The organism is Bradyrhizobium sp. U87765 SZCCT0048 (assembly GCF_018131225.1).
Lineage (GTDB): Bacteria > Pseudomonadota > Alphaproteobacteria > Rhizobiales > Xanthobacteraceae > Bradyrhizobium_A.
The window spans coordinates 22831-49477 of the sequence record NZ_JAFCMM010000001.1; the positions used below are offsets into that span (position 1 = coordinate 22831).

Consider the following 26647-nt stretch of genomic DNA (forward strand, 5'->3'; position numbering starts at 1 on the left):
CTATCGCCTGGTTCCCGGCCGACGGCCGGAGATACTGCCGCCTGACAACGTCTACGGCGTCTCGCTGCGAATCTCCGAGCCCGGCGGCGGGCTGATGGCGCCGGGCAGGGGCAGGGCCACCGGGCGCAGGCCGATCAGCTCGGCAGTGCGAATGCCGGTCTGGCGCCAGAAGGTGAAGGCGTTGATCCGCGAGTTCTCGAGCACCGCGATCGCCACCGCGGCGAGGAACGGCAGGCTCTGCAGGATGAGCACGCCGGCGAAGATGTAGATCTCGGTGATCTGCTTCTGGCTGTTGGTCACCACCAGCACGGCGGCGCCCACCCACAGCAGCGCGCCGATCACGGCCTCCCAGAACGCCTGGAATTCGACCGACATGCGCGACAGGCCGCCCTTGGAGGTACGGGCGAACGGCAGGTGCTCGGTGATCAGGCCGTTGGCCACGGCGCGCGCCACGGTCCACTGCACCGACATGGCGGCGACCATCGCCCCCAGCATCTGGCCGACCTTCACCTTCACCCGCAGGCGGTAGAGCGTGAGGAAGTGCAGCGCCGACACCAGGAACGAGACGATGATCGGGAGGGTCAGGATCTTGTCGGGAATGGCGATGGCGGCGAAAGCGACGATCGGCACCCATACGAGGTTCAGGATCGTCACCACGACGCCAAGGCTCTCGGCGCCGAGCCAGTTGAGCCAGCCCAGTGAGAACTCGCGCTTCTGATCCCGCGTCAGGCGTGTCGCTCCCGGCAGGAAGCGGCGCCAGTGCTTCTTGACGATCTGGAAGCCGCCATAGGCCCAGCGGTGGCGTTGCTTGCGAAACGCCTCATAGGTGTCCGGCAGCAGGCCGAAGCCATAGCGCTTGTTGGTGTAGTGGGTGATCCAGCCGTTCTCGATCACGGCGAGGCCGAGATCGGTGTCCTCGCAGATGGTGTCGCCGGCCCAGCCGCCGGACATGTCCATGGCGGCACGGCGGATCAGGCACATGGTGCCGTGCACGATGATGGCGTCGTGCTCGTTGCGCTGAACCATGCCGATGTCGAAGAAGCCGGCATATTCGCCATTCATGATGTAGTGCATCAGCGACTGGCCGCCGTCGCGGTGGTCCTGCGGCGCCTGCACGAGGCCGACCCGCGGGTCGGCGAACGCCGGAACGAGGTCCTTGAGCCAGTCGGGTGTCACCACATAGTCGGCGTCGATCACGCCGATGATCTCGGCGTCGGGTGCGGTGCGGGCCATGGCGATGCGCAGCGCGCCCGCCTTGAAGCCCTGGACCTTCTCGGCGTTGATGAAGACGAAGCGCTCGCCCAGCATGCGGCAGTGGTCCTGGATCGGCTGCCAGAATGCGGGGTCGGGCGTGTTGTTGATGATGACGACGCACTCGAAGTTCGGGTAGTCGAGACGGGCAACCGCATCGAGGGTCTGCTTGAGCATCTCCGGCGGCTCGAAATAGGCCGGGATGTGGATGGAGACCTTCGGGTAGACGCCATCGGCCGGTGCGGGCAGGCCATTCCTGATCAGGCGGCGCGGCGCATGGCCGAAAGCAATGGTGGCGATCTCCTCGATCCGGGCCATTGCGATGATGATCAGCGGCACCAGCAGCACCAGGCCGAGGCTGAGGGCGAGTGCCGAGCCGAACACGAAGTAGTGCCCGTTCCAGTAGGCGAAGACGGTGGCGACCCAGGCGCCGACGCCGCTGGCGGTCGCCGACAGCACTGCAGCCTGCAGCGCGGTCGGACGGTCGAGCCTCAGGATCGGCAGCGACAGCAGGATGCCGACCAGGACGGCGATCGCCGCGAGCTTCCAGTAGTCGGGGTTGACGACCGGTCCGGTCCACGCGAACTTCGGTTCACGCGCCGCATTCAGAATGCCCCAGTAAGGGCCGACGCCGCCTTCAAAAAACTTCCAGGGCTGGTCGATCGCCTCGACGATGTTGTATTCCATGCCGATGGCTTCGGCGCGGGTGACGAAGTTGCGCAGCGTGACTGCCTGCTCGAACGGCCCTGCCACGGCGTTGCGCAGGTTGTAGCCGGCGCTGGGCCAGCCGAATTCGGCGATCACCACCCGCTTGCCCGGGAAGTAGTCCCGCAGCAGGCCATAGATGTACATCGCCTGATCCACCGCCTGCTTGTCGGTGAAGTTCTCCCAGTAGGGCAGCACGTGGGCGGCGATGAAGTCGACCGACGAGGCGAGACTCGGCCGCTTCTTCTCGTCGGCCTCGATGGCGTCGTCACGCCAGATGTTCCAGATCTCGCCCGTGGTGACGGGAACGTTGACCTGCTTCTTGACCCGCTGGATCAGCTGGATCAGGTCTTCGGCCTTCTGCTCGCCGCGGTAGATGGTCTCGTTGCCGACGACGATGCCGATGACGTTGCTGTTGCGCTTGGCGAGGTCGATGGCGGCGGCGATCTCGCGCTCGTTGCGTTCGGTGTTCTTGTCGATCCAGGCGCCGACGGTGACCTTGAGGCCAAACTCGTTGGCGATCGGCGGCACGAGCTCGACGCCGCCGGTCGACGAATACAGGCGGATCGCCTTGGTCAGCGGCGCCAGCGTCTTGAGGTCGGCGCGAATCTTCTCGGCGGTCGGAATGTTGTCGACGTCAGGATGGCCGGTGCCGTCGAACGGCGCGTAGGACACGCTGGGGAGGATCCCCTTGAAGTCAGGCGCGTCCTGCTTGTCGCGAAGAAGACCCCAGAGCGCCGCGTGAGCGGCCGTGACACAGAGCAAGACGGCGACAACTGCGCGCATTCGCGACGTAACCATACCGGGACTGTGGTGCCAGGATGCGAATCCGTCCCCGGGACTCGCGCAACGATTTGCAGGCTTTCAATCGGACCAGTTCGCGAGAAAGATCGATCGAGGGCAGCTTATCTATGCCATGCGGTTTAACAACTCGTATGACGGCATGGCGATTTGAGGGCGCGGCTCGATCCGCAACCCTCAACCCGTCCGATCGTTCCCGGCAGGCGCGAAACTATTTCGCCGGTGCGGCCGGAGCAGGGGCCGCCGCTGCCGGCGGGGTCGCGGCCGGTGCGGTCGCCGCAGCGGCCGGAGCCGCCGGGGCGGGAGCTGCGGCAGCCGCAGACTGCGGCTGGGCGTTCGGGTTGATCCAGCATGCGTGGACGCGGCTGGTCAGGCTTTCCGGGACCTTGGAATCGATGGTGCCGCCGAAGCGGGTCAGGCAGCGGAAGGCGGCCTGGACATGGCCGCCGGGGCAGCCGAAGCGATCGTAGAGGTCGAGGTGGCGGAAGGCGGTGTCGAGGTCGTCGCGCCACATCAGGCTGACGACACGGCGGCCGAGCCAGACGCATTCCGGATTGCCGGCGGGGCCGTTGATGGCCTGTGCGGCCTCGGCGAACTCGTCGGTCTTGCGCTGGCTTTCCTTGGCGGCTGCCTCTGGGGCGGTGCCGTTGCTGGCCGCCGGCTTCGCCGGCTGGTCCTGGGCCCGCAGGTCGCCGCTCTGGGCGATCGCGCCGCCGATGCCGATCAGCAGCGCCGCGGACGGCACCGCGACGGCACGAAAGATCACGCGACGAAACTCAGACAGCAGACGACCCATGTAGTCCCCGACAATTTGGCTGCAGCACGGCCCGCGCCGGCGTCACCGTTCGATGGTCCATCCCGATGCGATGGTCTGCCATGGACGGTTGGTCCGTGTGATGCCGCTGAAATTGGCCCCGAATGCGGCGGATCGCTGTTCCGCCGTCCCGGGAATCCCATGGCGGACATTTTTGATTTTGTCCAGCAAACTCGAACGCTTGTCGGCGCGCAGATGAACATTCGTTCAGTCCCGCGGCGTGTCCGGGCCACGCCTTGCCGAACGGGCGCATTTGCCGCAGGGGCGGACCGCGTTTCCGCCGGCATCGGCAGGCGCAACTGGGGACGGGGACGCTCACGACTCGTTCGGGGCTTGGCAGGCGCGCCCCGACGGGCTAATCGACCTGAGACGTCAGCTGGAGGGGAACCAATTTCATTTCGTACGCCGCTGGCGCTTCTCCTGATCTCCCTTGGTTGCATCGTTGCGCTCTGGTGGTGGCTCGCCACGCCGGTCACGCTGCCGCGTGCGCCGATCGACCCGTCCGCCAAGCTCGAGTGCGTATCCTATGCGCCGTTCCGCGGCGCTCAGAACCCGCTCAATCCGGCGCTGCACATCGAGGCGGCGCAGATCGCCGAGGACCTCGCCGAACTCGCCAGGATCACCAATTGCGTGCGGACCTATTCGGTCGATAACGGCGTCGACCAGGTCCCCGAGCTTGCGGCCAAGGTCGGGCTCAAGGTCATCCAGGGCATCTGGCTCGGCTCCAACCGGGCCAAGAACCGTCAGCAGATCGAAACCGCGGTCGCCCTGGTGAAGGCTCATCCGGATACGATCTCCTCGGTCGTGGTCGGCAACGAGGTGCTGCTGCGCGGCGAGATGACCGCCTCGGACCTTGCCGCGCTGATCCGTTCGGTCAAGGCGCAGGTGCCGCAGACCCCGGTGACCTATGCCGACGTCTGGGAGTACTGGCTGCGCAACCGCGAAATCTATGACGCTGTCGATTTCGTCACCATCCATATCCTGCCTTACTGGGAGGATTTCCCGATCCGCGCCCGCTACGCGGCAGCCCATGTGGACCAGATCCGCAAGCGCATGGCGGCCGCTTTCCCCGAGAAGGAAATCCTGATCGGCGAGACCGGCTGGCCGAGCGCCGGACGGATGCGCGAGGGCGCGCTGCCGTCGCGGACCAACCAGGCGCGGGTGGTGGCGGAGATCCTCGATCTCGCCAAACGCGAGGGATTCCGTGTCAATCTGATCGAAGCCTACGACCAGCCCTGGAAGCGGCGGCTGGAGGGCACGGTCGGCGGCTACTGGGGCCTGATCGACGCCGACGCGCGCGAGCTGAAGTACCCGCCGGGACTGCCGATCTCCAACTTCCCATGGTGGAAGTGGCAGATGGCCGGCGGCCTCGTGCTGTGCGTGATGGTGTTCGGCGCGGCCTTCTTCAAGTCGCGGCGGCGGCCATGGTCGCCGCGACCGTCGTCGTGGATCGCGGTGGCGATCTGCGCGACGACCGCGGGATCGCTGCTCGGCATTGCCATCGACAAGATGCTCTACGAGAGCCTCGGCGCCGGCGGCTGGACGCAGTGGGGCCTGTTGCTCGCAGCCGGCATCCTGGCGCCGATGCTGTCGGCGACTGCGCTGATGTCGGGCCGCTCGCTCCCGACCTTCCTCGAGATCCTCGGACCGCGTGACGGCCGCACGGATTCGAAGCTGGTCGCGACGCTTGGCCTGATCCTGATCGTCACCACGCTGATCGCAGCGCAGACCGCGCTCGGCTTCGTGTTCGATCCGCGCTACCGCGATTTCCCGTTCGCCGCGCTGACCATGGTTGCGGTGCCGTTCGCGGCACTGATGCTGCTGAACCGGCCGCTGCTCGGCACACGGCCGATTGCGGAAGCGGTGCTCGCCGGCCTGTTCGCGGCCTCGACGCTCTATATCGCGTTCAACGAAGGGCCGGCGAACTGGCAGTCGCTGTGGACCTGCGGCGCCTACCTGCTGCTCGCGCTCACGCTGTGGCGGGCGCGGGCCGAGCAAATCCGAGGATGAGCAGGCCGATCGCAATCCCCGACAGGCCGATATTGTAGAGCACGATCCCGAAGCCCGCCGCCACGAGGCCTGCGGTCAGGGTGACGATCGAGGGGCGGATCAGGTGCAGCGCGGCGATCACCAGCGCCGTGATGCCGAACACCGAGTTGCGGAACAGCGACGTCATCAGCAGACGTGTCTTGCACATCATGGTCTGCAGGCCGCCATCGCAGGCGAGTGCCAGCGGCGAGTACTCGATCGCCAGATAGCGCACGTACAGGGCGTAGCCGACGGTCAGGAAGCCCACGATCAGGAGCCACTGCACCTGCAGCGCGGAGAGGCGGAACGGATCTTTCTTCATGGCCGGACTATGGTTCGGAATGCGTTGTTGAGCAACCCGCTTGCTGCGCTGCATTCACGCGTCTCAGCGCGAGCGGAACAGGCCACTGACCGAGGATGACAGCGACGGCGTCGCCGGTGCCTGTGCGGGCGGAGACGGGGGGGCGGCGGCTTCGACCGGTGGCTGGGGCAGTGGCGCATCGTGACGCGCCGGCCGAGCCGGCGGCGTGGCGACCACGCGGCGACGCGGACGGACGGGCGGCGGCGTGGCCTCGGTCGCACCGTTCGACATCGCCAGCCGCTGGCCGTCGAAGATCGCGGTTTCGCAGGGACGGTTCGCGGCCGCGAGCATGGCGCAGATCCGCGCGGCTGCGGCCGCGTCCCCGAGCGGGCCGGCGACCAGCCGCAACTGCATCCCCAGCCCGTTGTGGCGTTCCTTCAGCACAATGATCGGTCGCAGCCCGGCAACCGGGGACTCCTTGTGGGCGATGTGGCCCCGCCACAACGCACGCAGGCCATCGATCGAGTTTGCGCCGCCGAGATCGACGCCGAACTCGGTCCGCAGTGCCGGCATGTCCACGCCCTGAGCGGCCGTCGGCTTGATTGCCGGAAGTGCGGCAAGGAACACCGGTTGGGTCTTGTCGGCTTCCTTCGGCATGGCGGTAGCTGCCGCGGGAACCGGTTCGGGAGGCTTTGGAGCGGCCCGGTCGGCCACGGCGGGTTCCGTGGGTTTGTCTGCGCCGCGGCCCGGCGCGACCTTGTCGGCGGGGATGATTTCGGTCAACCGCTGGGCGGCCGGATCCGGGGGCGCGTAGATGGTGGATGCTGGCAGAGAGGGCTCCCTGACGGCTGCTGAGGTCGGGTGGGACGTGGCATGCTCCGGTGGGCCCGGAGGCGGGGCCGACGGGGTCTCGGCCACCGACGGCGGCGGCTCGGTGGCGGCGGTCACTGTCGGGGCCGCGATCATGGGCGGCGTGCTCAGCGCCTGCGTCGCCGAGGACAGCACCAGCGAGGCCGGCGGTGCCTGCCGGGCCACCGATCCGGTGACCGAGTCGAGGCCCTGTTCGAGCACGGTGACGCGCGCATACAGCCGGTCGCGGTCTCCATTGAGGGTGGCGATCGCCGCGGCCAGCCGCCGCGCCTCCGTCTGGCTCTCGCGGGCCACGGCCTGGAGCTGTTGCGACTGGCGCACGACGTCGATGGCGGCAACCTGCTCGCGCTGCAGTCCGGACGACATCTGCACCGCATAGAACGCGCCGGCGAGCGCGCCGACCGCGCACACGGCCCACGATCCCAGCCGCCACAGCATCTGCCAGCCGCTCTCGCGCTCGTCGGCGAGGATGTTGGTCAGCAGGCCCTGACTGTCGTCGGCCGTGATATCGGCAAGCGGATCCCGGTCTTTAGCCATGCGAGAGGTTTGCCATTCCATGCCGCCGGCATCGGGCCGGCCAGCCGTCGGTCCCGAGGCGCGGTTCCGGCGCGGCTGTCGCGCCGGGGGTGTGCAGCCGCGATTCGCGCCAGCGCCGCGAATCACACCAAAAGATTAACAGGAACCTGCGTATCGTGCCCTGTCGGACCCCGCGGCCGGGGCGACTTTGCAAAGACCTTTTGTCACCCCATCGGGTCGGCTATGACCCGGCGGGCCCGCACGGACCCCAACGCCACGGATGCAGGACATCGGATGACGGACCGGACCAACTTGACCATCGTGCTCGCGGCCGGCGAGGGCACGCGGATGCGCTCGTCGCTGCCCAAGGTGCTGCACCAGGTGGCGAGCCAGTCGCTGCTCGCCCACGTGCTCGCGGCGGCGCCGGCGGGGGCGACCTCGGCGGTCGCGGTGGTGGTCGGCCCGGATCACAAGGCCGTGGCGGACGAAGCCGCACGGGCGCGCCCCGACGCGCAGATCTTCGTCCAGCATGAGCGGCGCGGCACGGCCCATGCGGTGCTCGCCGCCCGCGCGGCGATCGAGCAGGGCGCCGACGATTTGCTGGTCGCGTTCGGTGACACGCCGCTCATCTCGGCCGCGACGTTCGCGCGGCTGCGCGCGCCGCTGGCCGAGGGCGCCGCGCTGGTGGTGCTGGGCTTTCGCGCCGCCGATCCCACCGGCTATGGCCGCCTGATCCAGGACGACAAGGGTCTGCTGGCGATCCGTGAGCAGGCCGACGCCAGTGCGCAGGAGCGCGCCATCGATCTGTGCAACGCCGGTGTGATGGCGCTCGATGGCCGCCGCGCGCTCGAGATCCTCGATCGCATCGGCCATGCCAACAGCAAGAACGAGTATTATCTGACCGACGCCGTTGCGATTGCGCGCGAACTCGGCCTGCGCGCCGCCGTGATCGAGACCGGCGAAGACGAGGTGCGCGGCATCAACACCAAGGCCCAGCTCGCCGAAGCCGAGCAGGTGATGCAGCAGCGCCTGCGTCGCGCGGCGCTCGATGCCGGTGTCACCATGATCGCGCCGGAGAGCGTTTATCTCGCTGCCGACACCGCGTTCGGCCGCGACGTCACCGTCGAGCCGTTCGTCGTGTTCGGCCCGGGCGTGCGGGTCGCCGACGGCGCGGTGATCCATTCCTTCTCGCATCTTGCCGGCGCGGCCGTCGGCGCCAGGGCGTCGGTCGGTCCCTATGCGCGGCTGCGGCCGGGCACGTCGCTCGGCGAGGGCGCGCGGATCGGCAACTTCGTCGAGACCAAGGCCGCGGTGATCGAGGCCGGCGCCAAGGCCAACCACCTGAGCTATATCGGCGACGCTTTCGTCGGCGCAGGCGCGAACATCGGTGCGGGCACCATCACCTGCAACTATGATGGGTTCGACAAGCACCGCACCGAGATCGGCGCCGGTGCGTTTGTCGGCTCCAATTCGTCATTGGTCGCCCCTGTCAAGATCGGCAGCGGCGCCTATATCGGCTCCGGCTCGGTGATCACCCGCGAGGTGCCCCAGGATGCGCTGGCGGTGGAACGCAGCCAGCAGACGGTGCGGGACGGATGGGCGAAGCGCTTTCGCGACGCGCGCCTGGCACGGCGCAAGCCTAAAGGCTGAACGCCGAAGGGCCTGCTTGTAAAGGGCTGGATCGTGCAAAAAACCGATCGGGTAAAGGGCCCATCGGGTCAAATTCGCGGGGCGTTTAGGTTAACGGTTCAACCTGTCGCAATCCGCAACAATTATTGAGTCCGTGCGCCGCGCAAAGCTCGCTAGAGCTTTAGCGCAAATTAAGCTGATTTGGAGAGACTGCCCCGCATGTGCGGCATTGTCGGAATTCTCGGACGCGGTCCGGTTGCGGACCTCCTGGTCGACTCCCTGAAGCGGTTGGAATACCGCGGCTACGACTCCGCCGGTGTCGCCACGCTGGAAGGCAGCGAGATCGTGCGCCGGCGGGCCGAGGGCAAGCTCAAGAATCTCGAGAAGCGCCTGTCGGGCGCGCCGCTCGACGGTCATATCGGCATCGGCCATACCCGCTGGGCCACCCACGGCAAGCCGACCGAGAACAACGCCCACCCGCATGCCACCGACAATGTCGCGGTCGTGCACAACGGCATCATCGAGAATTTTCGCGAGCTGCGCGCCGAGCTTGAAAAGCAGGGCGCGACGTTCTCCACGGAGACCGACACCGAAGTCGCCGTCCATCTCGTCAACTCCTATCTCGCCAGGGGCCTGACACCGGAGGATGCGGTCAAGGCATCGCTGCCGCAGCTGCGCGGCGCGTTCGCGCTCGGCTTCGTGTTCAGGGGCCATGACAACCTGATCATCGGCGCGCGCAAGGGCGCGCCGCTCGCGATCGGCTATGGCGATGGCGAGATGTATCTGGGGTCGGATGCCATTGCGCTGGCGCCGCTCACCGACACCATCAGCTATCTCGAGGATGGCGACTGGGTGGTACTGACACGCACGTCCGCGGTGATCCGCAACGAGGACAACGGCATCGTGCGCCGCGAGGTCCTCAAGTCCGGCGCGTCCAGCTTCCTGGTCGACAAGGCGAACTATCGCCACTTCATGGCCAAGGAAATCCACGAGCAGCCCGAAGTCGTCGGCCATACGCTGGCGCGCTATGTCGACATGGCTGCAGAACGCATCGCGCTGCCGCAGGACCTGCCGTTCGACCTGCGCACCATCGAGCGCATCTCGATCACCGCCTGCGGCACGGCGAGCTATGCCGGCTATGTCGCGCGCTACTGGTTCGAGCGGCTGGCGCGGTTGCCTGTCGACATCGATATTGCCTCCGAATTCCGCTACCGCGAGGCGCCGCTGCGCAAGGGCGATCTCGCCATTTTCATCTCCCAGTCCGGCGAGACCGCCGACACGCTCGCGGCCTTGCGCTACGCCAAGGAGCAGGGGCTGCACACCCTGTCGGTGGTCAACGTGCTGACCTCGACCATCGCCCGCGAGAGCGAGGTGGTGCTGCCGACGCTCGCCGGCCCCGAGATCGGCGTCGCCTCGACCAAGGCCTTCACCTGCCAGCTCACGGTGCTGGCGTCGCTTGCGATCGCCGCCGGCAAGGCGCGTGGCGTACTCTCGGGCCAGGACGAGGCCCGTCTCGCCCATGCCCTGATCGAGGTGCCACGTCTGATGGCGCAAGCACTCACCCTCGAGCCGCAGATCGAAAAGCTTGCCCGCGACATCGCCAAAAGCAAGGACGTGCTCTATCTCGGCCGCGGGACCAGCTATCCGCTGGCGCTGGAAGGGGCGCTCAAGCTCAAGGAAATCTCCTACATTCATGCCGAGGGCTACGCCGCCGGCGAGCTCAAGCATGGTCCGATCGCGCTGATCGACGAGCACATGCCGGTGGTGGTGATCGCGCCCTACGATCGTGTGTTCGAGAAGACGGTGTCCAACATGCAGGAGGTTGCCGCCCGCGGCGGCCGGATCATCCTGATGACCGATGCCAAGGGCGCGGCCGAAGCGACCGTGGACTCCATGGTGACCATCACGCTGCCCGACATGCCGGCGACGGTAACGCCGCTGGTCTATGCCATTCCCGTGCAATTGTTGGCCTATCACACGGCCGTCATCATGGGCACCGACGTCGACCAGCCACGCAACCTCGCGAAGTCCGTGACCGTGGAATAACATCCGCCAGGGACAAAGCGCCTCATGTTCCCGGCTGCTGCGGTGCGAAAACCTGCTATGATGGTCGCACCGTGGACTGCGCCGGTCATGCGACGGCCGCTTTTGGATGATCTGGACGAACGATGACCTCCAACGACAAGCCGCCGACCGTGCAGGGCGGTGACAAGCCGCCGCTCGCCGTGCCCCCCGACGTTCCCCGCGGTTTTGTCGCGCGCGTGCGGAACTATTTTCTCACCGGTCTGATCGTCACCGGCCCGGTCGCGATCACGGTCTATCTGACATGGTGGTTCGTGACCTGGGTGGACGGCATCGTCCGTCCATTCATCCCGCAGGACTATAGGCCCGAAACCTACCTGCCGTGGGGTATCCCCGGATCGGGCCTCGTGGTCGCCTTCGTCGCGCTGACGGTGCTGGGCTTCTTCGCCCACAACCTGATCGGGCGCACGCTGGTCGATCTCGGCGAGGGCCTGCTCGGTCGCATGCCCGTGGTGCGGGCGATCTACCGTGGCTTGAAGCAGGTGTTCGAGACGCTGTTCTCCGGCAATGGGTCGAGTTTCCGCAAGGTCGGTCTCGTCGAGTTTCCGTCGCCGGGCATGTGGTCGATCGTGCTGATCTCGCAGACGCCGGGCGGCGATGTCGCCGCCAAGCTGCCGGGCGAACAGGAATACATGTCGGTGTTCATGCCATGTGCGCCGAACCCGACCACCGGCTTCTTTTTCTATGTGCCCAAGGCCAGCGTCATCGAGGTCGACATGAGCGCCGAGGACGCCGCAACGCTCATCATGTCGGCGGGCATGGTGCAACCCGGTGGCGATGCCGGCAAGAAAATGGCCGCGCTCGCCGACATGGCCAATGCCGCACGGGCCGCTGGCGCGGCACGTGAAGGCGGTCCGGCGAAAGTCGAAAACAAGGCCGTCGAGCCGACGAACTAGCCGCCTTGCTGTTCTGCAACGGCGTTTTTCTCTGTTGTTGTTTCTCGAAGCCATCGTATTTTGAATAAATTGATTGTTTTGCGAGGAGGCGTGCTTTGCTGCGTGACAACCACGGGCCGGCGCGTGCCGGGTCCGCCGCTCCATTTATCGCTGAAATGGATGAGACGCAGCCACGCGCCGCACTCGCAGATTCGGGAATTTTTGCGGTCGCATTGGTTGCCAGTCGCTATCAGGTCGCCGCGGATCCGGTTCAGCTCACTCACGACGCCGGCCTCGGTGCGCGGCGCGCCGAGGGCGAAGATATTCTGCGTGTCGCTGCGCGGATTGGCCTGAAAGCGCGCCTGTTGACCGGGCAGTCGAGCGAACGGCTGTTGTCCGTGCCTGTTCCTGCGATTATTCGTCTTGCGGACAAGGGATTTTGCGTCGTGGCGGCGCAACTGCCCGAGGGGCGGCTGCGACTGATCGATCCGGTCACTCGCGTCGTCGCGAGTGTCGAGCTCAGTGTCGTCGCAGCTCAGTGGAGCGGCGAAATCATCCTCGTCGCCCGTCGTCTTTTCGGCACCGGCATCAGTCCTGACATGATCGGGTTTCGCTGGTTCCTGCCGTCGATCTGGCGCTACCGCAAGCCGCTTGCCAACGTCTTGCTGGCCTCGCTGCTTATCCAGCTGTTTGCGCTGGTAACGCCGTTGTTTTTCCAGATCGTGATCGACAAGGTTCTCGTGCACAAGGGCATGTCGACACTGATCGTGGTCGTCGTCGGCCTGGCCGGCATCGGAATATTCGATGCGCTGCTTCAATTTCTCCGCGCCTATGCACTCAGTCATACCACCAGCCGCATCGATGTCGAGCTTGGCAGCCGGTTGTTCGATCATCTGCTTCGGTTGCCGCTGGCTTATTTCGAGACGCGTCCGGCAGGGCAGACTGTGGCCCGCATGCGCGAGATCGAGACGATCCGCCAGTTCTTGACGGGCCAAGGCTTGTCTTCCGCGATCGACGTGTTTTTCGTTTTTGTCTTTGTAGCAGTGCTGTTCGTCTATTCGCCGTCATTGACGCTGATCGTATTGCTCTCGATGCCCGTCTATCTGACGATCGCGATGGTGATTCGTCCGATCCTGCGCCAGAAAAACAATGAGCGCTTCAACGCCGGTGCTGCGAGCCAGCAGTTCTTGGTGGAGTCCATCTTCGGGATTTCGACGTTGAAAGCGGCGGCGATCGAGCCATTGTTGCGCAGGCAGTGGGAGGAGCGTCTGGCGGCATATGTTCGGACATCGTTTCAGGCCGTCAATCTCAGCAACATTGGTCAAAGCGCCTTTCAGTATGTCAACAAGGCGACGATGGCCCTGATCCTATTTTTCGGAGCGCAAGCGGTTATCAATGATGAATTGACCATCGGCGCATTGATCGCGTTCAACATGATCATGGGACAGGTCACCATGCCCATCCTGCGGCTGTCGCAGTTGTGGCAGGACTTTCAGCAGGTGCAGATTTCGGTCGAGCGACTGGGAGATATTTTGAACAGCCCGCCCGAGTATCAGCGCATGGGGCTGAGCAATTTTCCTCCAGCAAAGGGGGCGATCGGCTTCAAGGACGTCTCGTTTCGCTATCAGACGGGAGGGCCGATGATCCTGGAGGGGATCAATCTCGAAATCCCCGCTGGTCAGGTTCTTGGCATCGTCGGTGCGTCGGGCTCGGGCAAGTCCACGCTGGCCAAATTGATCTTGCGGCTCTATCGCCATGAACGCGGCGCGGTCATGGTCGACGGCATGGATATTGGACAGGTGGATCCTGCCTGGTTGCGTCGTCAGATTGGGATCGTTCTGCAGGAAAACACGCTGTTCAACCGGACTGTTCACGAAAACATCGCGCTGGCAGCGCCCGAGATGAGCCGGGCTCAGGTGATTGCCGTGGCGCGGCTCGCCGGAGCCGATGAGTTTATTGCCCGGCTGCCTCTCGGCTATGATACTCCGATTGAGGAGCGGGGGGCCAACTTGTCGGGCGGTCAACGTCAGCGGATCGCGATCGCGCGTGCTCTTGCGACCGGGCCGCGGATTCTGATTTTCGACGAGGCGACCAGCGCTCTCGACTATGAAAGCGAGCGGATCATTCAAGGTCACATGCGTCAGATTGTGCAAGGGCGCACGGCAATTGTTATTGCACACCGGCTCGCGGCCGTACGTCATTGTGACCGCATCATATCGATGGACCACGGGCGCATTGTAGAAGAGGGTACTCACGCCGAGTTGCTCGCTCGACCGGATGGTGTCTATGCGCGTCTCTGGCGCTTGCAGGTTCAGGAGGGAGGCGCGTGAGCAACTCCGAGACTGGCGCGTCGCGTTTCTCGACATATGGCGGACGCTTCGCGGTTCGCCCGAATATCGCGTCAAACGAGCGACATGCTGAAGGTTCGGCCAACTCGAATGGTTCGCAAGGCCGCGAGGAGATGTTGGTCGAATCCGGCAGGCGTGGCGTGACAAACCGAGATCGTTCAATCCTCACGGCGGACAAGGAGTTTTTGCCTGCTGCGATTGAAATCCTTGAAACCCCGCCGTCGCCTGTCGCGACGGCCCTGATATGGCTGCTGTTTTTCTCGACCGCGGCTGCATTGGCATGGTCGTATTTCGGCCGCATCGACATCTATGCGGTTGCGAGTGGTCGAATCCAGCCGAGCGGACGTTCCAAGGTCGTGCAGCCGCTGGACGTAGGCAAGGTTGCTGCCATCCACGTCCGCAATGGCAGTCGGGTGGAGCGCAATGACGTTCTTCTCGAACTCGAGCGAACGGAGACGTCGGCGGAGATGAACGCTCAACTGCGCGATGTGGAAAGTCTGACGGCTGAAGTGGCGCGGCGGCAGGCTGCCATCGATGGCGCAAGTCTTCCGGTTATCGGGCCTCCCGCAGTCGGATTCGATGGAACCATTGACGACGCATTGCGGCGGCGAGAGGAACTGGTCTTGCAGGCAGATCTCGCGGATCTGGCCGCCAGCCGCGCTCGCCTCGAAGCCCAGCAGGCCGAAAAGCTTGCGACCCGCAGCCGATTGCTTGCAAGCATTGCTGCGCGTGAACGTCTCATTGCGTTGAGCCGGGAGCGCGTCGAGATGCGCGAGACGTTGACTGAGCGTGGCGCAGGGTCGCGCGCACTCACGATCGAGGCGCAGCAGCAGCTCGAAACGCAGCTTGCGTCGGATGTCGCGGATCGCAGCCAAGTGATCGAGACGGAGGCTGCGATAAAGTCGTTGGCGCGGCAGATTGACGAGAGCGTTTCTCGCTTCATTGCCGACCAGACCGGCAAGCTTGCCGATGCGCAACGCAAGCTTGATCGCGTCAAGCAGGATTTGATCAAGGCCCGGGCGAAAAACGCACAGATGCAGCTGAGAGCGCCGATCGCCGGTGTTGTTCAGCAACTCGCGGTGACCACCGTCGGTCAGGTGGTCGGCTCGGGCCAATCGCTGATGACAATCGTGCCGCAGGATTCGGCGATCGAGATCGAAGCCCAGGTCCTCAATCAGGATATCGGTTTCGTCGAGGTTGGTCAGCGTGCGGTTGTCAAAGTCGAAGCTTTTCCATTTACGCGCTATGGGACGTTGGACGGCGTTGTGACAAACGTGTCGCGCGACGGGGTCGACCAGCGCGATCCGAGCACATCCGGCGATGCAACTGCGGTCGCAAGATCAGGCGGCGGATCGACGGCAGGGCAGGGGCAGAGTCTTGTGTTTCCGACGACGATTGAACTCGACCAGCATGCGATGACAATCGATGGTCGACCTCTACCGCTGGTCCCGGGTATGGCCGTTGCAGTTGAAATCAAGACCGGTCATCGTCGTGTGATCGACTATCTGTTGTCACCGATCCGAAAAGCGGTCACGCAAGCGGGGCATGAACGGTGATGCGTGCCTGTTCCGCGTCGACCGCGGCTGCGATGCGGGCGGTCGAACGAGTTCTATTTCTTGAGCACAAGATTAAGGTTTGGAGATGATGCGCCGAGGCCAATGCTCTGATTGATCTGGCCCCCCTGCATGACCCACTCGCTCATTGCGCCGGTGCTGCTGTCGCGCCAGATGATGTCCTGAACGCCGCTGCTTGTAAAATCACCGACGCCGACGAACTGCCAGGTGGGTGAGGTGCTTCCCAGTGTGATTGATTGGGCGATGTTGCCGTTCGACATTATCCACTCGCCGACGGTATTGCTGGTGCTGTCCCGCCACAGGATGTCGTCGGTGCCGTTGCCGGTGAAGTCCCCGTAACCCAGGATCTGAAATCCGGGAGCGGTGCTGCCAAGACTTGGCGCAGCGTAGATCTGGCCGTTTGAGATCAGCCATTCTCCGACGACACCATTGCTCTGCTCCCAGAGGATATCGTCAGTCTTTCCTCCGGTGAAACGGCCCGCTCCGATAATCTGCAGACTGGTCGAGGCCTGCCCGAGTGACGGAGCCGCGTAAATCTCGGCATTCGAGATCAGCCATTCCCCGATGGTGCCGGAGCCGCTTTCCCAAAAGATATCGCTTGTGCCATCGCCGTTGAAGTCTCCGATCGCTGCGATCTTGTAGCCAGCCGGCATCGTACCAAGGAAGGGTGCTGCGGAGATCTGGCCTCTGGAGAAGATCCACTCCCCCATGTTTCCGTTGCTTTGCTGCCAGAAAATATCGCTGGTCCCATCGCCGTTGAAATCACCGGTTCCGACGATTTGGTAGCCGGTGGCATTGCCAAGGGCTGGGGCTGCTGAAATCTGACCGTTGCTCATCAGCCATTCGCCGACGTCCCCCGACGTCGTATTCTGCCAAAAGACGTCGCTCGTATAATTGCCGGTGAAATCGCTGCTTGCAGACGCGCGAGTCCAGCCGAGGATATTGTCCTCCCGCACGTCGACCGGGGTGATGAACGAGCCTGTGCCGCGATAGCCGTCACCATAGGAATCGCCCTGGATGGACGGCAGCCAATCGACGGCGTCTCCACCGTTGACCGGATTATTGTACTGCTGAAGCAATGTCTGGCCATCGATCGAGAAATAGCCGGGGCCGGGGGTCAAAGCGCGCACAAGCGAGCCCCCGTTCGGATTGTAGCGGAAGAGATCGAGTTCGCTGTGCCAGCCGTTCCAGTTCTGTTCGTTCCCTGCGCCGGTCATTCCGAGCGCCTGGATGCGCCCCAGGGATCCTTCGGAGAGTTCATGCTCCAGAACGCCGATCGCATCAAATGTCCCAGGTGTATTCCGGGCATACGGATTGAAGCTGAACCCGCTGAAACCGATATTGCTGTTGAGGTTGACGGTGTCGTCCGTGCCGGTCGCGGACGTCAGTCCCAGCAAGCGAGCCTGAGCCTGGGGAACGAACCATTGCGAGCTTCCCGTCGGGTCGCTCGCCGGCATTGTGGCGTAAGCGCCAATTTGATCCGGGGATCGGCCAATCGCTTTCAGCGCCGTTGTCAGCTGGGCGTAGGACACCAAAACCCCCGCGAAATTATTGTTCGCCAGATCGCCTGCGGGGAGGGCCGACCAATTGAAGGTCACGTTCACGGTGACATTGTTGGTAAATTCGTGCTGGTAGTACTGGCAGGCTGTGACGCAGGCCGCTTCAAATACAGCCTGCTGGGAAGCCGTCAGGCCAGTCAAATTTCCAAAGGTAATGTTGAAATTCATGAGGTGAACTCACTGAATTCAGAATATTTCAGAATACTACTGAAGGGCTTGATTTTGCGCCCACTCTCAATTCGTGCAATCGCAATCTAGTGCGGGCTCCACCCCAGCGCAAGCGGGGGTTTAGCAAAGGAAAATTATCCCGCGCCGAGCAGTGCGATCGCCTCGTCGCGCTCGAACAGATAGAGCAGGCAACGCAGCGCCTCGCCCTCGGCTCCCGTCAGCTGCGGATTATCCTTCATGATGCGCAGGGTCTCGTTGCGGGCCTGTGCGATCAACTGCGCATGTACCTCGGGGCGGGCGATGCGATAGCCGGGTAAGCCGCTCTGGCGTGTTCCCAGCACGTCGCCTTCGCCGCGCAGCTTGAGGTCCTCTTCGGCAATGCGAAAGCCATCGGTGGTGTCGCGGATCACCCGCAGCCGCGCCTGGGACATCTCGCTCAGCGGCTCGCGGTAGAGCAGGACACAGGTCGACGCCTCCGAGCCGCGGCCGATGCGTCCCCGCAATTGATGCAACTGCGCAAGGCCAAAGCGCTCGGCGTTCTCGATGACCATGATGGTGGCCGCCGGGACATCGACGCCGACCTCAACCACGGTAGTGGCGACAAGAAGGCTGATGGCGCCGGACGCGAAGCGTCCCATCACCTCGTCCTTCTCGGCGCCCTTCATCTTGCCGTGGACGAGGCCGACGTCGGCACCAAAACGCTCCTGCAGGCTTGCGAAGCGTTGCTCCGCATCGATCAGGAAGTCGAGCTTTTCGGATTCCTCGACCAGCGGGCAGATCCAGTAGACGCGCTTGCCGCCCTTGAGCGCCCGCCCGACGGCGTCCATGACCTCGTTCAGCCGCGTCGACGGCACCGCGCGGGTATCGATCGGTTGCCGTCCGGCGGGCTTCTCGCGCAGCTCGGAGATGTCCATGTCACCGAAGAAGGTCAGGACCAGTGTGCGCGGGATCGGGGTCGCGCTCAGCACCAGCACGTCGACGGCGCGGCCCTTGTCGGTGAGCGCCAGCCGCTCGCGCACCCCGAAACGGTGCTGCTCGTCGACGATCGCCAGCGCCAGCGACTTGAAGATGACGTCGTCCTGGATCAGCGCATGGGTGCCGACCAGCAGATCGATCTCGCCGGCGGCGAGTTGCGCCAGCAGGGTACGGCGCTCCCGACCTTTCTCGCGGCCGGTGAGAATGGCGACACGGACGCCTGCGGCTTCCGCCATCGGCGCAATCGTCTTGTGGTGCTGGCGGGCCAGGATCTCGGTCGGCGCCATCAGCGCCGACTGGCTGCCGACCTCGGCGACCGCGGCCGCGGCGAGCAGGGCGACCACTGTCTTGCCCGAGCCGACGTCGCCCTGCAGCAGCCGCAGCATGCGCAACGGTTGGGTGAGGTCGTGAGCGATCGCGGTCACGGCCTGTTGCTGCGAAGTGGTGAGTACGTAGGGCAGCGCGTCGATGATGCGCCGGCGCAGATGGCCGTCGCCGGCATTGCGGGCACCCGCCGGACGCCGCAACTGCGCACGGACCAGCGCCAGCGCCAGCTGGCCGGCGAGCAGTTCGTCATAGGCGAGGCGGGACCAGAAGGGACCGTCCGGCAGAATGTCGGTCAGCTCCTGCGGCGCATGAAGATGGTTCAGCGCCACGGCGAACGGCGGGAAACTGCAGCGGCGCAGCACGTCCGGGGCAATCCATTCCGGCATCTCGGGCAGCCGGGTGAGTGCCTGCGCGACGGCGCGGCGCAGCGCGCCGAGGGCAAGCCCTTCGGTCAGTGGGTAGACCGGCTCGATCAGCGACAGCTTGGCCAGGCCGGCCTCGTCGACGACGCGGTCGGGGTGGACGATCTGCAGCGTGCCGTCGAACATCTGGGCCGTGCCCGAGACGAAGCGTCGCGTGCCGATCGGCAGCAGCCGCTCGACATAGTCGCCCTTGGGACGGAAGAACGTCAGCAGGACGTCGCCGGTATCGTCGCTGGCATAGACCAGATAGGGCGCACGCGAGCGTCCGGGCGGTGCGGGACGATGCCGGTCCACCGTGACGTCCAGGGTGACCACGGTGCCCTGCACCACGTCCCGGATTTTCGGTCGCGCCCGCCGGTCGATCACGCTTGCAGGCAGGTGCAGCAGCAGGTCGACGAGCCGCGGCGTCTCGCTGCGGTCCAGCAGGTAGCGGAACAGCTTGTCCTGCTTCGGTCCGACACCGGCAAGGTTCGTAACCGGCACGAACAGGGGGTTGAGACGCTCGGGACGCATGCGGCCGACTCAAGGGGTGAAGCAGGATGCTCGCTTTTGCATAACCTGAATGCAATGCAAGGGTCTGTTCCCGCAACTGGGCTGCTGACATCGGCCGCGGGCGAGGTTATATCAAGCGCGCCCGGCACGTCCGGGCTTTTGGCGTTGGACCGGGTTTGAGACATGACAGGAACGACACGATCGAGTGCAGGGCTCGATGACCGCCGCAAGCGGCTGCTCTTTCGCTGCTGGCATCGCGGCATGCGCGAGATGGACCTGATCCTGGGCCGGTTCGCCGATGCCCATATCGCTGATCTCACCGACAGCGAGCTCGACGATCTCGAGCGGCTGGGCGAGCTGCCGGATCCGGATCTGTACGCGGCGCTGAGCGGCGGCGCCGAATTGCCGGCGGAATTCACCCGTGGCGTGTTCCAGCGCATCAAGGCCTTCCAGGCGACGGACGCCGGCGCATGAGCAAGCCGACTGCATCGCGTTCGCCGGCCGAACTGTTGTCGCCGGGCCGCTCCCTGACGCTCGCCAATGTCGCCGAGGGCGCGGAAGGCCTCATCGCCTCCGACCTCGCGCGCGCCGTTTCCGCCCGGGCCAACCCGCCGGCGGTCAGTCTCGCGGTCGTCTGCCGCGACGGGCCACGTATGGCCCAGCTCGCGCGGGCGCTGGAGTTCTTTGCTCCCGATATCGCCGTGCTGCAGTTTCCGGCGTGGGACTGTCAGCCCTATGACCGCGTCTCGCCTCATGGCGGCATCGTCGCGCAGCGCGTCACCACCCTCGCGCGGCTGTCGCGCCTCAAGCGCGGCGACAAGCCGCTGATCGTGCTGACCACCGTCAACGCCATCCTGCAGCGCGTGCCGCCGCGCGAGGTCATCGCCGCCCAGGCCCTGTCGGTGGCCCCTGGTCATGCGGTCGGCATGGACTCGATCGTCGCCTGGCTCGAGCACAATGGCTACAACCGTTCGTCCACCGTGCGCGAGTCCGGCGAATACGCCGTGCGCGGCGGTATCCTCGATCTGTTTCCCGCCGGCCTCGATCAGCCGGTGCGTTTCGACTTCTTCGGCGACACGCTGGAATCGATCAGGACATTCGATCCGGAGACGCAGCGCACGCTGCTCGACATGCGCGCGCTCGACCTCGTGCCGGTCGCCGAATTCCAGCTGGTCACCGAGACCATCCGCCGTTTCCGCATGGGCTATGTGGCGACCTTCGGCGCGCCGCAGCGCGACGACATGCTCTACGAGGCGGTGAGCGAGGGGCGGCGGCATCCGGGCATGGAGCACTGGCTGCCGCTGTTCCAGGAGCGCATGGACACGCTGTTCGACTATCTCGGCGGTGCGCCGGTCACCATCGAACCGCAGAGCGAGGATGCGGCGCGCGAGCGCATCAGCCAGATCAAGGACTACTACGAAGCGCGGCGCGAGGCGCTGGAGCACCCGGGTGGCGGAGCGTTGTACAAGCCGTTGCCGCCGGACCAGCTCTATCTGACCGATGAGGAATGGAGTGGTCTGCTGGCCAAAGCGGCGCTGGCGCGGCTGTCGCCGTTCGCCGTGCCGGAGGCGGATAACGTCATCGACGCCGGCCTGCGGCAGGGGCGCAATTTTGCGCCCGAGCGCGCCGACACCGCCGTCAACGTCTTCGAGGCCGTGGTCGCCCATATCCAGGGCCTGCAGGCGGCGCGCAAGAAAGTCATGGTCGCGCTGTGGACCGAAGGCTCGCGCGAGCGCATGGCCAACATGCTGCGCGACCACAAGCTGCTCAATCTCACCAGCATCAACGTCTGGCGCACGGTGCAGGCGACGCCGCGCAACGAGACCACGCTGGCTGTCGTCGGCCTCGAAGCGGGTTTCGAGACCGACGCCATCGCGGTGATCACCGAGCAGGACATTCTGGGCGATCGTCTGGTGCGTCCGCGCCGGGCCGGCAAGAAGCTTGAAAACTTCATCTCCGAGGTCACCAGCCTGTCGACCGGCGATCTCGTCGTCCATGTCGAGCACGGCATCGGCCGCTTCGTCGGCCTGCAGACCCTGGATGTCGCCGGTGCGCCGCACGACTGTCTCGAACTGCGCTACGCCAACGAGACCAAGCTGTTTCTGCCGGTCGAGAACATCGAGCTGCTGTCGCGTTATGGCTCCGAGCAGACCGATGTCGAACTCGACCGTCTTGGCGGCAGCGGCTGGCAGGCGCGCAAGGCCAAGCTCAAGAACAAGATCCGCGAGATCGCGGGCGACCTGATCAAGGTGGCGGCCGAGCGCTTCCTCCACGAAGCCCCCAAGTTTCCGGTACAGCAGGGCACCTACGACGAGTTCTGCGCCCGCTTTCCCTATGAGGAGACCGAGGATCAGCTCGGCGCCATCAACGCGACCCTGCACGACCTCGAAACCGGCCGACCGATGGACCGCCTGGTGTGCGGCGACGTTGGTTTCGGCAAGACGGAAGTTGCGTTGCGCGCCGCCTTCGCGGTCGCGCTCGAGGGCCGGCAGGTCGCCGTCGTCGTGCCGACCACGCTGCTCGCGCGCCAGCACGCCAAGAACTTCACAGAGCGGTTCCGCGGCTTCCCGGTCAATGTCGCCCAGGTGTCGCGCCTTGTCGCCGGCAAGGAACTGACCAACGTCAAGAAGGGCCTTGCCGACGGCACGGTGGACATCGTCGTCGGCACCCATGCGCTGCTCGGCAAGGCCATCAAGTTCAAGGATCTTGGCCTCCTGATCGTCGACGAGGAGCAGCATTTCGGCGTCAGCCACAAGGAAAAGCTCAAGCAGCTGCGCTCCGAGGTCCATGTGCTGACTCTGAGCGCGACGCCGATCCCGCGCACCCTGCAACTGGCGCTGACCGGCGTGCGCGATCTCTCCATCATCGCCTCGCCGCCGGTCGACCGCCTCGCGGTGCGCACCTTCGTGGCGCCGTTCGATCCGCTGATGATCCGCGAGGCGCTGCTGCGCGAGCGTTATCGCGGCGGCCAGGCGTTCTATGTCTGCCCGCGGATCGACGACCTCGCCGAGGCCAAGGATTTCCTCGACAAGCACGTGCCGGAGATGAAGGTCGCGGTCGCCCACGGCCAGATGCCGCCGAGCGTCATCGAGGACATCATGTCGGCGTTCTACGATGGCAAGTACGACATCCTGCTGTCGACCACGATCGTGGAATCTGGCCTCGATATTCCTTCGGCCAACACGCTGATCGTGCATCGCGCCGACATGTTCGGTCTCGCCCAGCTCTATCAGCTGCGTGGCCGCGTCGGGCGTTCCAAGCTGCGCGCCTACGCACTGTTTACCCTGCCGGCACAGCACAAGATCACGCCCCAGGCCGAGCGCCGTCTCAAGGTGCTGCAGTCCCTGGAAAACCTCGGTGCCGGCTTCCAGCTGGCCTCGCACGATCTCGACATCCGCGGTTCGGGCAACCTGCTCGGCGAGGAGCAGTCCGGCCACATCAAGGAAGTCGGCTTCGAGCTTTACCAGTCGATGCTGGAGGAGGCGATCACCAGCCTCAAGGCGGGCATTACCGAGCCGGTGGCCGACCGCTGGTCACCGCAGATCACGCTGGGCATGCCGGTGCTGATCCCCGACGACTACGTCAAGGACCTGTCGGTGCGGCTGTCGCTCTACCGCCGTCTCGCCGATCTCGACACCGACGACCAGATCGCCGATTTCGGCGCCGAATTGCGCGACCGCTTCGGTCCGCTGCCGGACGAGGTGCGTTACCTGTTCAAGGTCGTCGCCATCAAGGCCTACTGCCGCCGTGCCAATGTCGAGAAGGTCGACGCCGGTCCCAAGGGCGCCGTCATCACGTTCCGTGACAATGCGTTCGCCCATCCCGATCGTCTGGTGGCGTTCATCCGCACCCATGGCGCCGCGGCCAAGGTCCGCCCGGACATGAAGGTCGTGTTCCTGCAGGAATGGCACACGCCCGAAGAGCGCCTCGAAGGCACGACCACGATCCTCAGGGACCTGGCGACTCTGGCAGAAGGCAAGAAGGCAGCCTGACAGCCGGTGTTCTGTTCAGGATGCGGCGCGGCGATCGTCGCCGCGCAGGCGCTCGATCAGGCTCGCCGGCGTATCCTTCGGCAGCAGCGTCACCAGCGTCACGTCGGGCGTGATGCGGGCCTCGTGGCTCAGTCCCAGCATCGTCTGCTTGAGGACGCTGGCCAGCCGGCGCACGATCATGTGGGCGGTCCGCAGATCGGTCTCGGCGAAGGTGAGGATGACAGCGCCGTCGTCCTGCAGCGTCGCAAAATCCATCCGCCGCATCAGGCGGCCAAGAATGCGGGCGGCGTCGAAGCGCACGCGCTCCGGTGCGACGCCGAAATTGATCCGCGCCGCCGACAGGCCGCCGCCGCGCTTGTGGGTATCCTCGACGGCCTTTGCGAAGTCGGCCTCGAAGGCCTCGGGCGTCAACAATCCGGTGCGGGCATCGAGCAGGCCGCCGTGTTCGAGGGACTGCAGCACCCGCGTCAGGCGGGCGTCGAAGGCATGCTGGCGGATCAGCGGGGCAGCATGGCTGGCAACGTCCTCGGGCGTGCCGGACACGACCTCGAGATTGGGCAGCGGTGGCAGCGCGGTGAAGGCGGCAGCCGCGCCGGACAGGACCGCTGGCAGATCGCGGAAGCGCGGATCCTCGTGGAGCACCGTCAGGAATGCGTCGATCACGCGATGGCTGAAACCTTCGCCGATCACCACGCCGTCGAGATCGCGGCTGTTGAGGTGCTTGGCGGCTGCCTCGATGCTGAGCGCGCCGACCACGCCCATGCGCTCGCCGAGGGCGATGGAAAGAGCCGGGTAGGAGGCGCCGCGGCCGATCAGCAGGACGGTGGCGTCGTCGAGCGGGTCACCGGTCGGCACCTGTCCCTGCAGGGCGGCGTCGTCGCCGATCCGGCGCAGTACGGTGGCGTGGAGCGTTCGGACGCGCAGTGCCGCGTTGAGCCGGGCGCCAAGCCTGTCAAACCGCCCATCGGCCGTCGTTGACAGAGGCAGCACGTTGGGAAGGCCTGTGAGCGTCACGGGATCGACGGTGATCAATGGGACATAAGGCGAAATCGCCTCGACCTGCGCGGCGATGGCGGCAAGGCGCTTGTCGTCGCCATCCATCACCACCACGGCTGCGGGCTGCAGCCGCGCGATGGCTTCGTCCGCATCGTACCAGGCGGTGTCGATCAGGGGAAAAATCCCGAGGTCGGCAAGGGCCTGCGATGCCGGGACGTCGGCGTCGGTGATGCAGAGTACGGAAGCTTGCTGGGACATCGTCGGGCAGGCGGCTGTCTTGCGAATGCGCCGACAACGCACGACGCTCCACAAGATTGGCCCATTGCCCTTAATACCGCGTCAATGGCGGTGGCGAAGTTTGAGCCGAATCGATCAGGCGCCGATCGTTCGATCGCGGAAAGCCTCGACCATCAGCGGATTGAGACCGAGTGCGCTCAGCGCCTCGCGAGCCCGTGCATTGTCGCTGGCCCGGCCTGCCAGGCGATGGCCACTGAGGCGGTCGGGAAGCGCCGTCAGCATCGCGCCTTGCGCCAGTCTCTTCGCCCACTCCTGCAGGTCATTGGCGAGGAAGCGATAGCCGCCAACGGACATCACGCCGGCCGGTGGCGCTGTGATGCACAAGGCGCCGCTGGCGCGATCGCGTCGCGCGGCATAGCCGGTGTCGACATAGTCGGCCGGCACCGGTGGCGGAGCCACCGGCGAACCACGGCTGCCGTCCGGAAGCGGCCGGTAGGCCGACGCCGGCACCATCGGGCCGCGCAACGCCAGCGTGCCGTGGGGGGTCAGCAGGATATCGCCCGCCATCGCGGTCGTCGGTTCGTGGCGGGGCGCGCCATGGGGGCCCGGCTCGATCGGGGCCGGAGCGCCGTTCTCTCCGCGCCTGGCGCCGAACAGCCCGATTTCGCCGAACAGGTAGACATCGGTCAGTGTCGCGGTCTCGACCGGCCATTCGGGGCTCGAGGCGATCTGCTCAGGTGCGCGCCATAGTCCGACGACATGGCGCAACGCGGGCAGGCGGCCGATGATCCCCGCCTCGACCAGGCGGCCGACCAGCGGTCCCGGTGCCACCAGGGCGGAGCACTTCTCGTCGGCCAGCTGCTGCTCGAGGATGTCGTTGTCGAAGGGATGGTGTAGCGCCAGTGTGCCGCCGCTCAACAGCCAGGTCACCAGCGAGGCGGTGAGGCCGGCGAACGACGAGGGCTGCATGGTCGACAGCAGCATGGCGCCCTGGGCGATGCCGCTTTCGAGGAAGACCGCAAGGCCGCCGGCGATGAGATTGAGTTGGGTACGCGGGATCGCCCGCGATCCCTCCGGCGTGACATCGAACGAGATCGCCGCCACCCGGCGGGCGTCCTGGGTCGGGAATCGGGGCGATGCTTCCGGTTGGCCGTCGAGCGGGGTCATGCCTTCGGGCAGACCGGTGCCGAAGCCGAACACCTGACGGATGGAAAACGCCTCGACCGCGGCGTTCATGGCGAGATCCGCGTGGTTGACGCCGTCGATCGTGCCCATGGTCACGATGGCCCGGGCGCCAGTGCGGTTGAGCGCGGCCGACAGCTCGGCCTGGCGCCACAACTGCGGTACCAGGGCGATGACGAGGCCGGCGCGCAACGCCGCCAGTACGGTCAGCATGAACTCGACCGTATTGGGCAGTTGGATCGCGATCACCGAACCAGCCGGCAGGCCCGAATTGACGAACTGCGCGGCGAGCGACGATACGGCGAGGTCGGCCTCGGCGAAGGTCAGCGCCGATGGCGCGATACCTGTGATGCGCCGTTTGTCCGGCGGATCGATCAGGGCCGGCAGGCCGGGCTGGCGCGCGACCAGGCGGCGGAAGATGTCGTCGAGAGACGGCGAAGGCGCGGCGTTCGCCGGCTGGCTGGTCCTGGGGGCGGTCCGGTCAGACACCTGATTGGTTCCAG

At 65.5% G+C, this 26647-nt stretch carries 16 protein-coding genes; 8 read left to right on the forward strand and 8 right to left on the reverse strand.

The window, feature by feature from the left end; genetic code table 11:
* Positions 1 to 51: 51 nt before the first annotated feature.
* Complete coding sequence (locus JQ639_RS00135) at positions 52 to 2742, reverse strand: glycosyltransferase family 2 protein (RefSeq protein WP_211969918.1); 2691 nt, start codon at positions 2740 to 2742, stop codon at positions 52 to 54.
* Between the two features lie 226 nt (positions 2743 to 2968).
* On the reverse strand, positions 2969 to 3553 hold the full coding sequence (locus JQ639_RS00140) for a beta-1-3, beta-1-6-glucan biosynthesis protein (protein ID WP_211969919.1): 585 nt from the start codon (positions 3551 to 3553) through the stop codon (positions 2969 to 2971).
* A 351-nt stretch (positions 3554 to 3904) separates the two neighbouring features.
* Between JQ639_RS00140 and JQ639_RS00145 the strand changes: the two genes are divergently transcribed.
* Complete coding sequence (locus tag JQ639_RS00145) at positions 3905 to 5581, forward strand: glycoside hydrolase family 17 protein (RefSeq protein WP_211969920.1); 1677 nt, start codon at positions 3905 to 3907, stop codon at positions 5579 to 5581.
* On the opposite strand, the gene JQ639_RS00150 is transcribed toward JQ639_RS00145, so the two are convergent.
* Together JQ639_RS00150 and JQ639_RS00155 are read right to left on the reverse strand one after the other, a co-directional pair.
* Positions 5541 to 5921, reverse strand: coding sequence for a hypothetical protein (locus JQ639_RS00150; protein ID WP_211969921.1), 381 nt, complete (start codon positions 5919 to 5921; stop codon positions 5541 to 5543). The genes JQ639_RS00145 and JQ639_RS00150 overlap by 41 nt on opposite strands.
* A gap of 63 nt (positions 5922 to 5984) precedes the next feature.
* Positions 5985 to 7328, reverse strand: coding sequence for a hypothetical protein (locus JQ639_RS00155; RefSeq protein ID WP_249123618.1), 1344 nt, complete (start codon positions 7326 to 7328; stop codon positions 5985 to 5987).
* Positions 7329 to 7580: 252 nt separating this feature from the next.
* On the opposite strand from JQ639_RS00155, the gene glmU reads away from it, so the two are divergent.
* The 5 genes from glmU (at position 7581) to JQ639_RS00180 (ending at position 15776) form a co-directional block, all read left to right on the forward strand.
* A complete protein-coding gene (glmU, locus tag JQ639_RS00160) occupies positions 7581 to 8936 on the forward strand; it encodes a bifunctional UDP-N-acetylglucosamine diphosphorylase/glucosamine-1-phosphate N-acetyltransferase GlmU (protein WP_211969922.1) in 1356 nt (451 codons plus the stop codon).
* A 198-nt stretch (positions 8937 to 9134) separates the two neighbouring features.
* On the forward strand, positions 9135 to 10961 hold the full coding sequence (gene glmS, locus JQ639_RS00165) for a glutamine--fructose-6-phosphate transaminase (isomerizing) (protein ID WP_211969923.1): 1827 nt from the start codon (positions 9135 to 9137) through the stop codon (positions 10959 to 10961).
* A 122-nt stretch (positions 10962 to 11083) separates the two neighbouring features.
* Complete coding sequence (locus JQ639_RS00170) at positions 11084 to 11893, forward strand: DUF502 domain-containing protein (protein ID WP_211969924.1); 810 nt, start codon at positions 11084 to 11086, stop codon at positions 11891 to 11893.
* Positions 11894 to 12048: 155 nt separating this feature from the next.
* Positions 12049 to 14202, forward strand: a complete 2154-nt coding sequence (locus tag JQ639_RS00175) for a type I secretion system permease/ATPase (protein ID WP_211970153.1) — start codon at positions 12049 to 12051, stop codon at positions 14200 to 14202.
* Positions 14199 to 15776: an HlyD family type I secretion periplasmic adaptor subunit gene (locus JQ639_RS00180; RefSeq protein WP_211969925.1), complete on the forward strand. Its 1578-nt coding sequence runs from the start codon at positions 14199 to 14201 to the stop codon at positions 15774 to 15776. The genes JQ639_RS00175 and JQ639_RS00180 overlap by 4 nt, the downstream gene beginning before the upstream one ends.
* A gap of 53 nt (positions 15777 to 15829) precedes the next feature.
* Here the strand turns inward: JQ639_RS00180 and JQ639_RS00185 are convergent, their stop codons facing one another.
* Together JQ639_RS00185 and recG are read right to left on the reverse strand one after the other, a co-directional pair.
* On the reverse strand, positions 15830 to 17521 hold the full coding sequence (locus JQ639_RS00185) for an NF038122 family metalloprotease (RefSeq protein ID WP_211969926.1): 1692 nt from the start codon (positions 17519 to 17521) through the stop codon (positions 15830 to 15832).
* A gap of 134 nt (positions 17522 to 17655) precedes the next feature.
* Complete coding sequence (recG, locus tag JQ639_RS00190) at positions 17656 to 19758, reverse strand: ATP-dependent DNA helicase RecG (RefSeq protein ID WP_211969927.1); 2103 nt, start codon at positions 19756 to 19758, stop codon at positions 17656 to 17658.
* Positions 19759 to 19920: 162 nt separating this feature from the next.
* Here recG and JQ639_RS00195 point away from each other — a divergent pair, with 162 nt between their 5' ends.
* Together JQ639_RS00195 and mfd are read left to right on the forward strand one after the other, a co-directional pair.
* Positions 19921 to 20211, forward strand: a complete 291-nt coding sequence (locus JQ639_RS00195; protein WP_211969928.1) for an FAD assembly factor SdhE — start codon at positions 19921 to 19923, stop codon at positions 20209 to 20211.
* Positions 20208 to 23729 carry a transcription-repair coupling factor gene (gene mfd / locus JQ639_RS00200; protein ID WP_211969929.1) on the forward strand — a complete coding sequence of 1174 codons (3522 nt, stop codon included), beginning with the start codon at positions 20208 to 20210 and terminating at the stop codon, positions 23727 to 23729. Before JQ639_RS00195 ends, mfd begins: the two co-directional genes overlap by 4 nt.
* 15 nt (positions 23730 to 23744) lie before the next feature.
* Here the strand turns inward: mfd and JQ639_RS00205 are convergent, their stop codons facing one another.
* On the reverse strand, positions 23745 to 24983 hold the full coding sequence (locus tag JQ639_RS00205; protein WP_211969930.1) for a GGDEF domain-containing protein: 1239 nt from the start codon (positions 24981 to 24983) through the stop codon (positions 23745 to 23747).
* 114 nt (positions 24984 to 25097) lie between these two features.
* The gene (locus tag JQ639_RS00210; protein WP_211969931.1) at positions 25098 to 26633 is read right to left on the reverse strand and encodes an AMP-binding protein; all 1536 of its coding nucleotides are present in this window, start codon (positions 26631 to 26633) and stop codon (positions 25098 to 25100) included.
* Between the last annotated feature and the right edge of the window lie 14 nt (positions 26634 to 26647).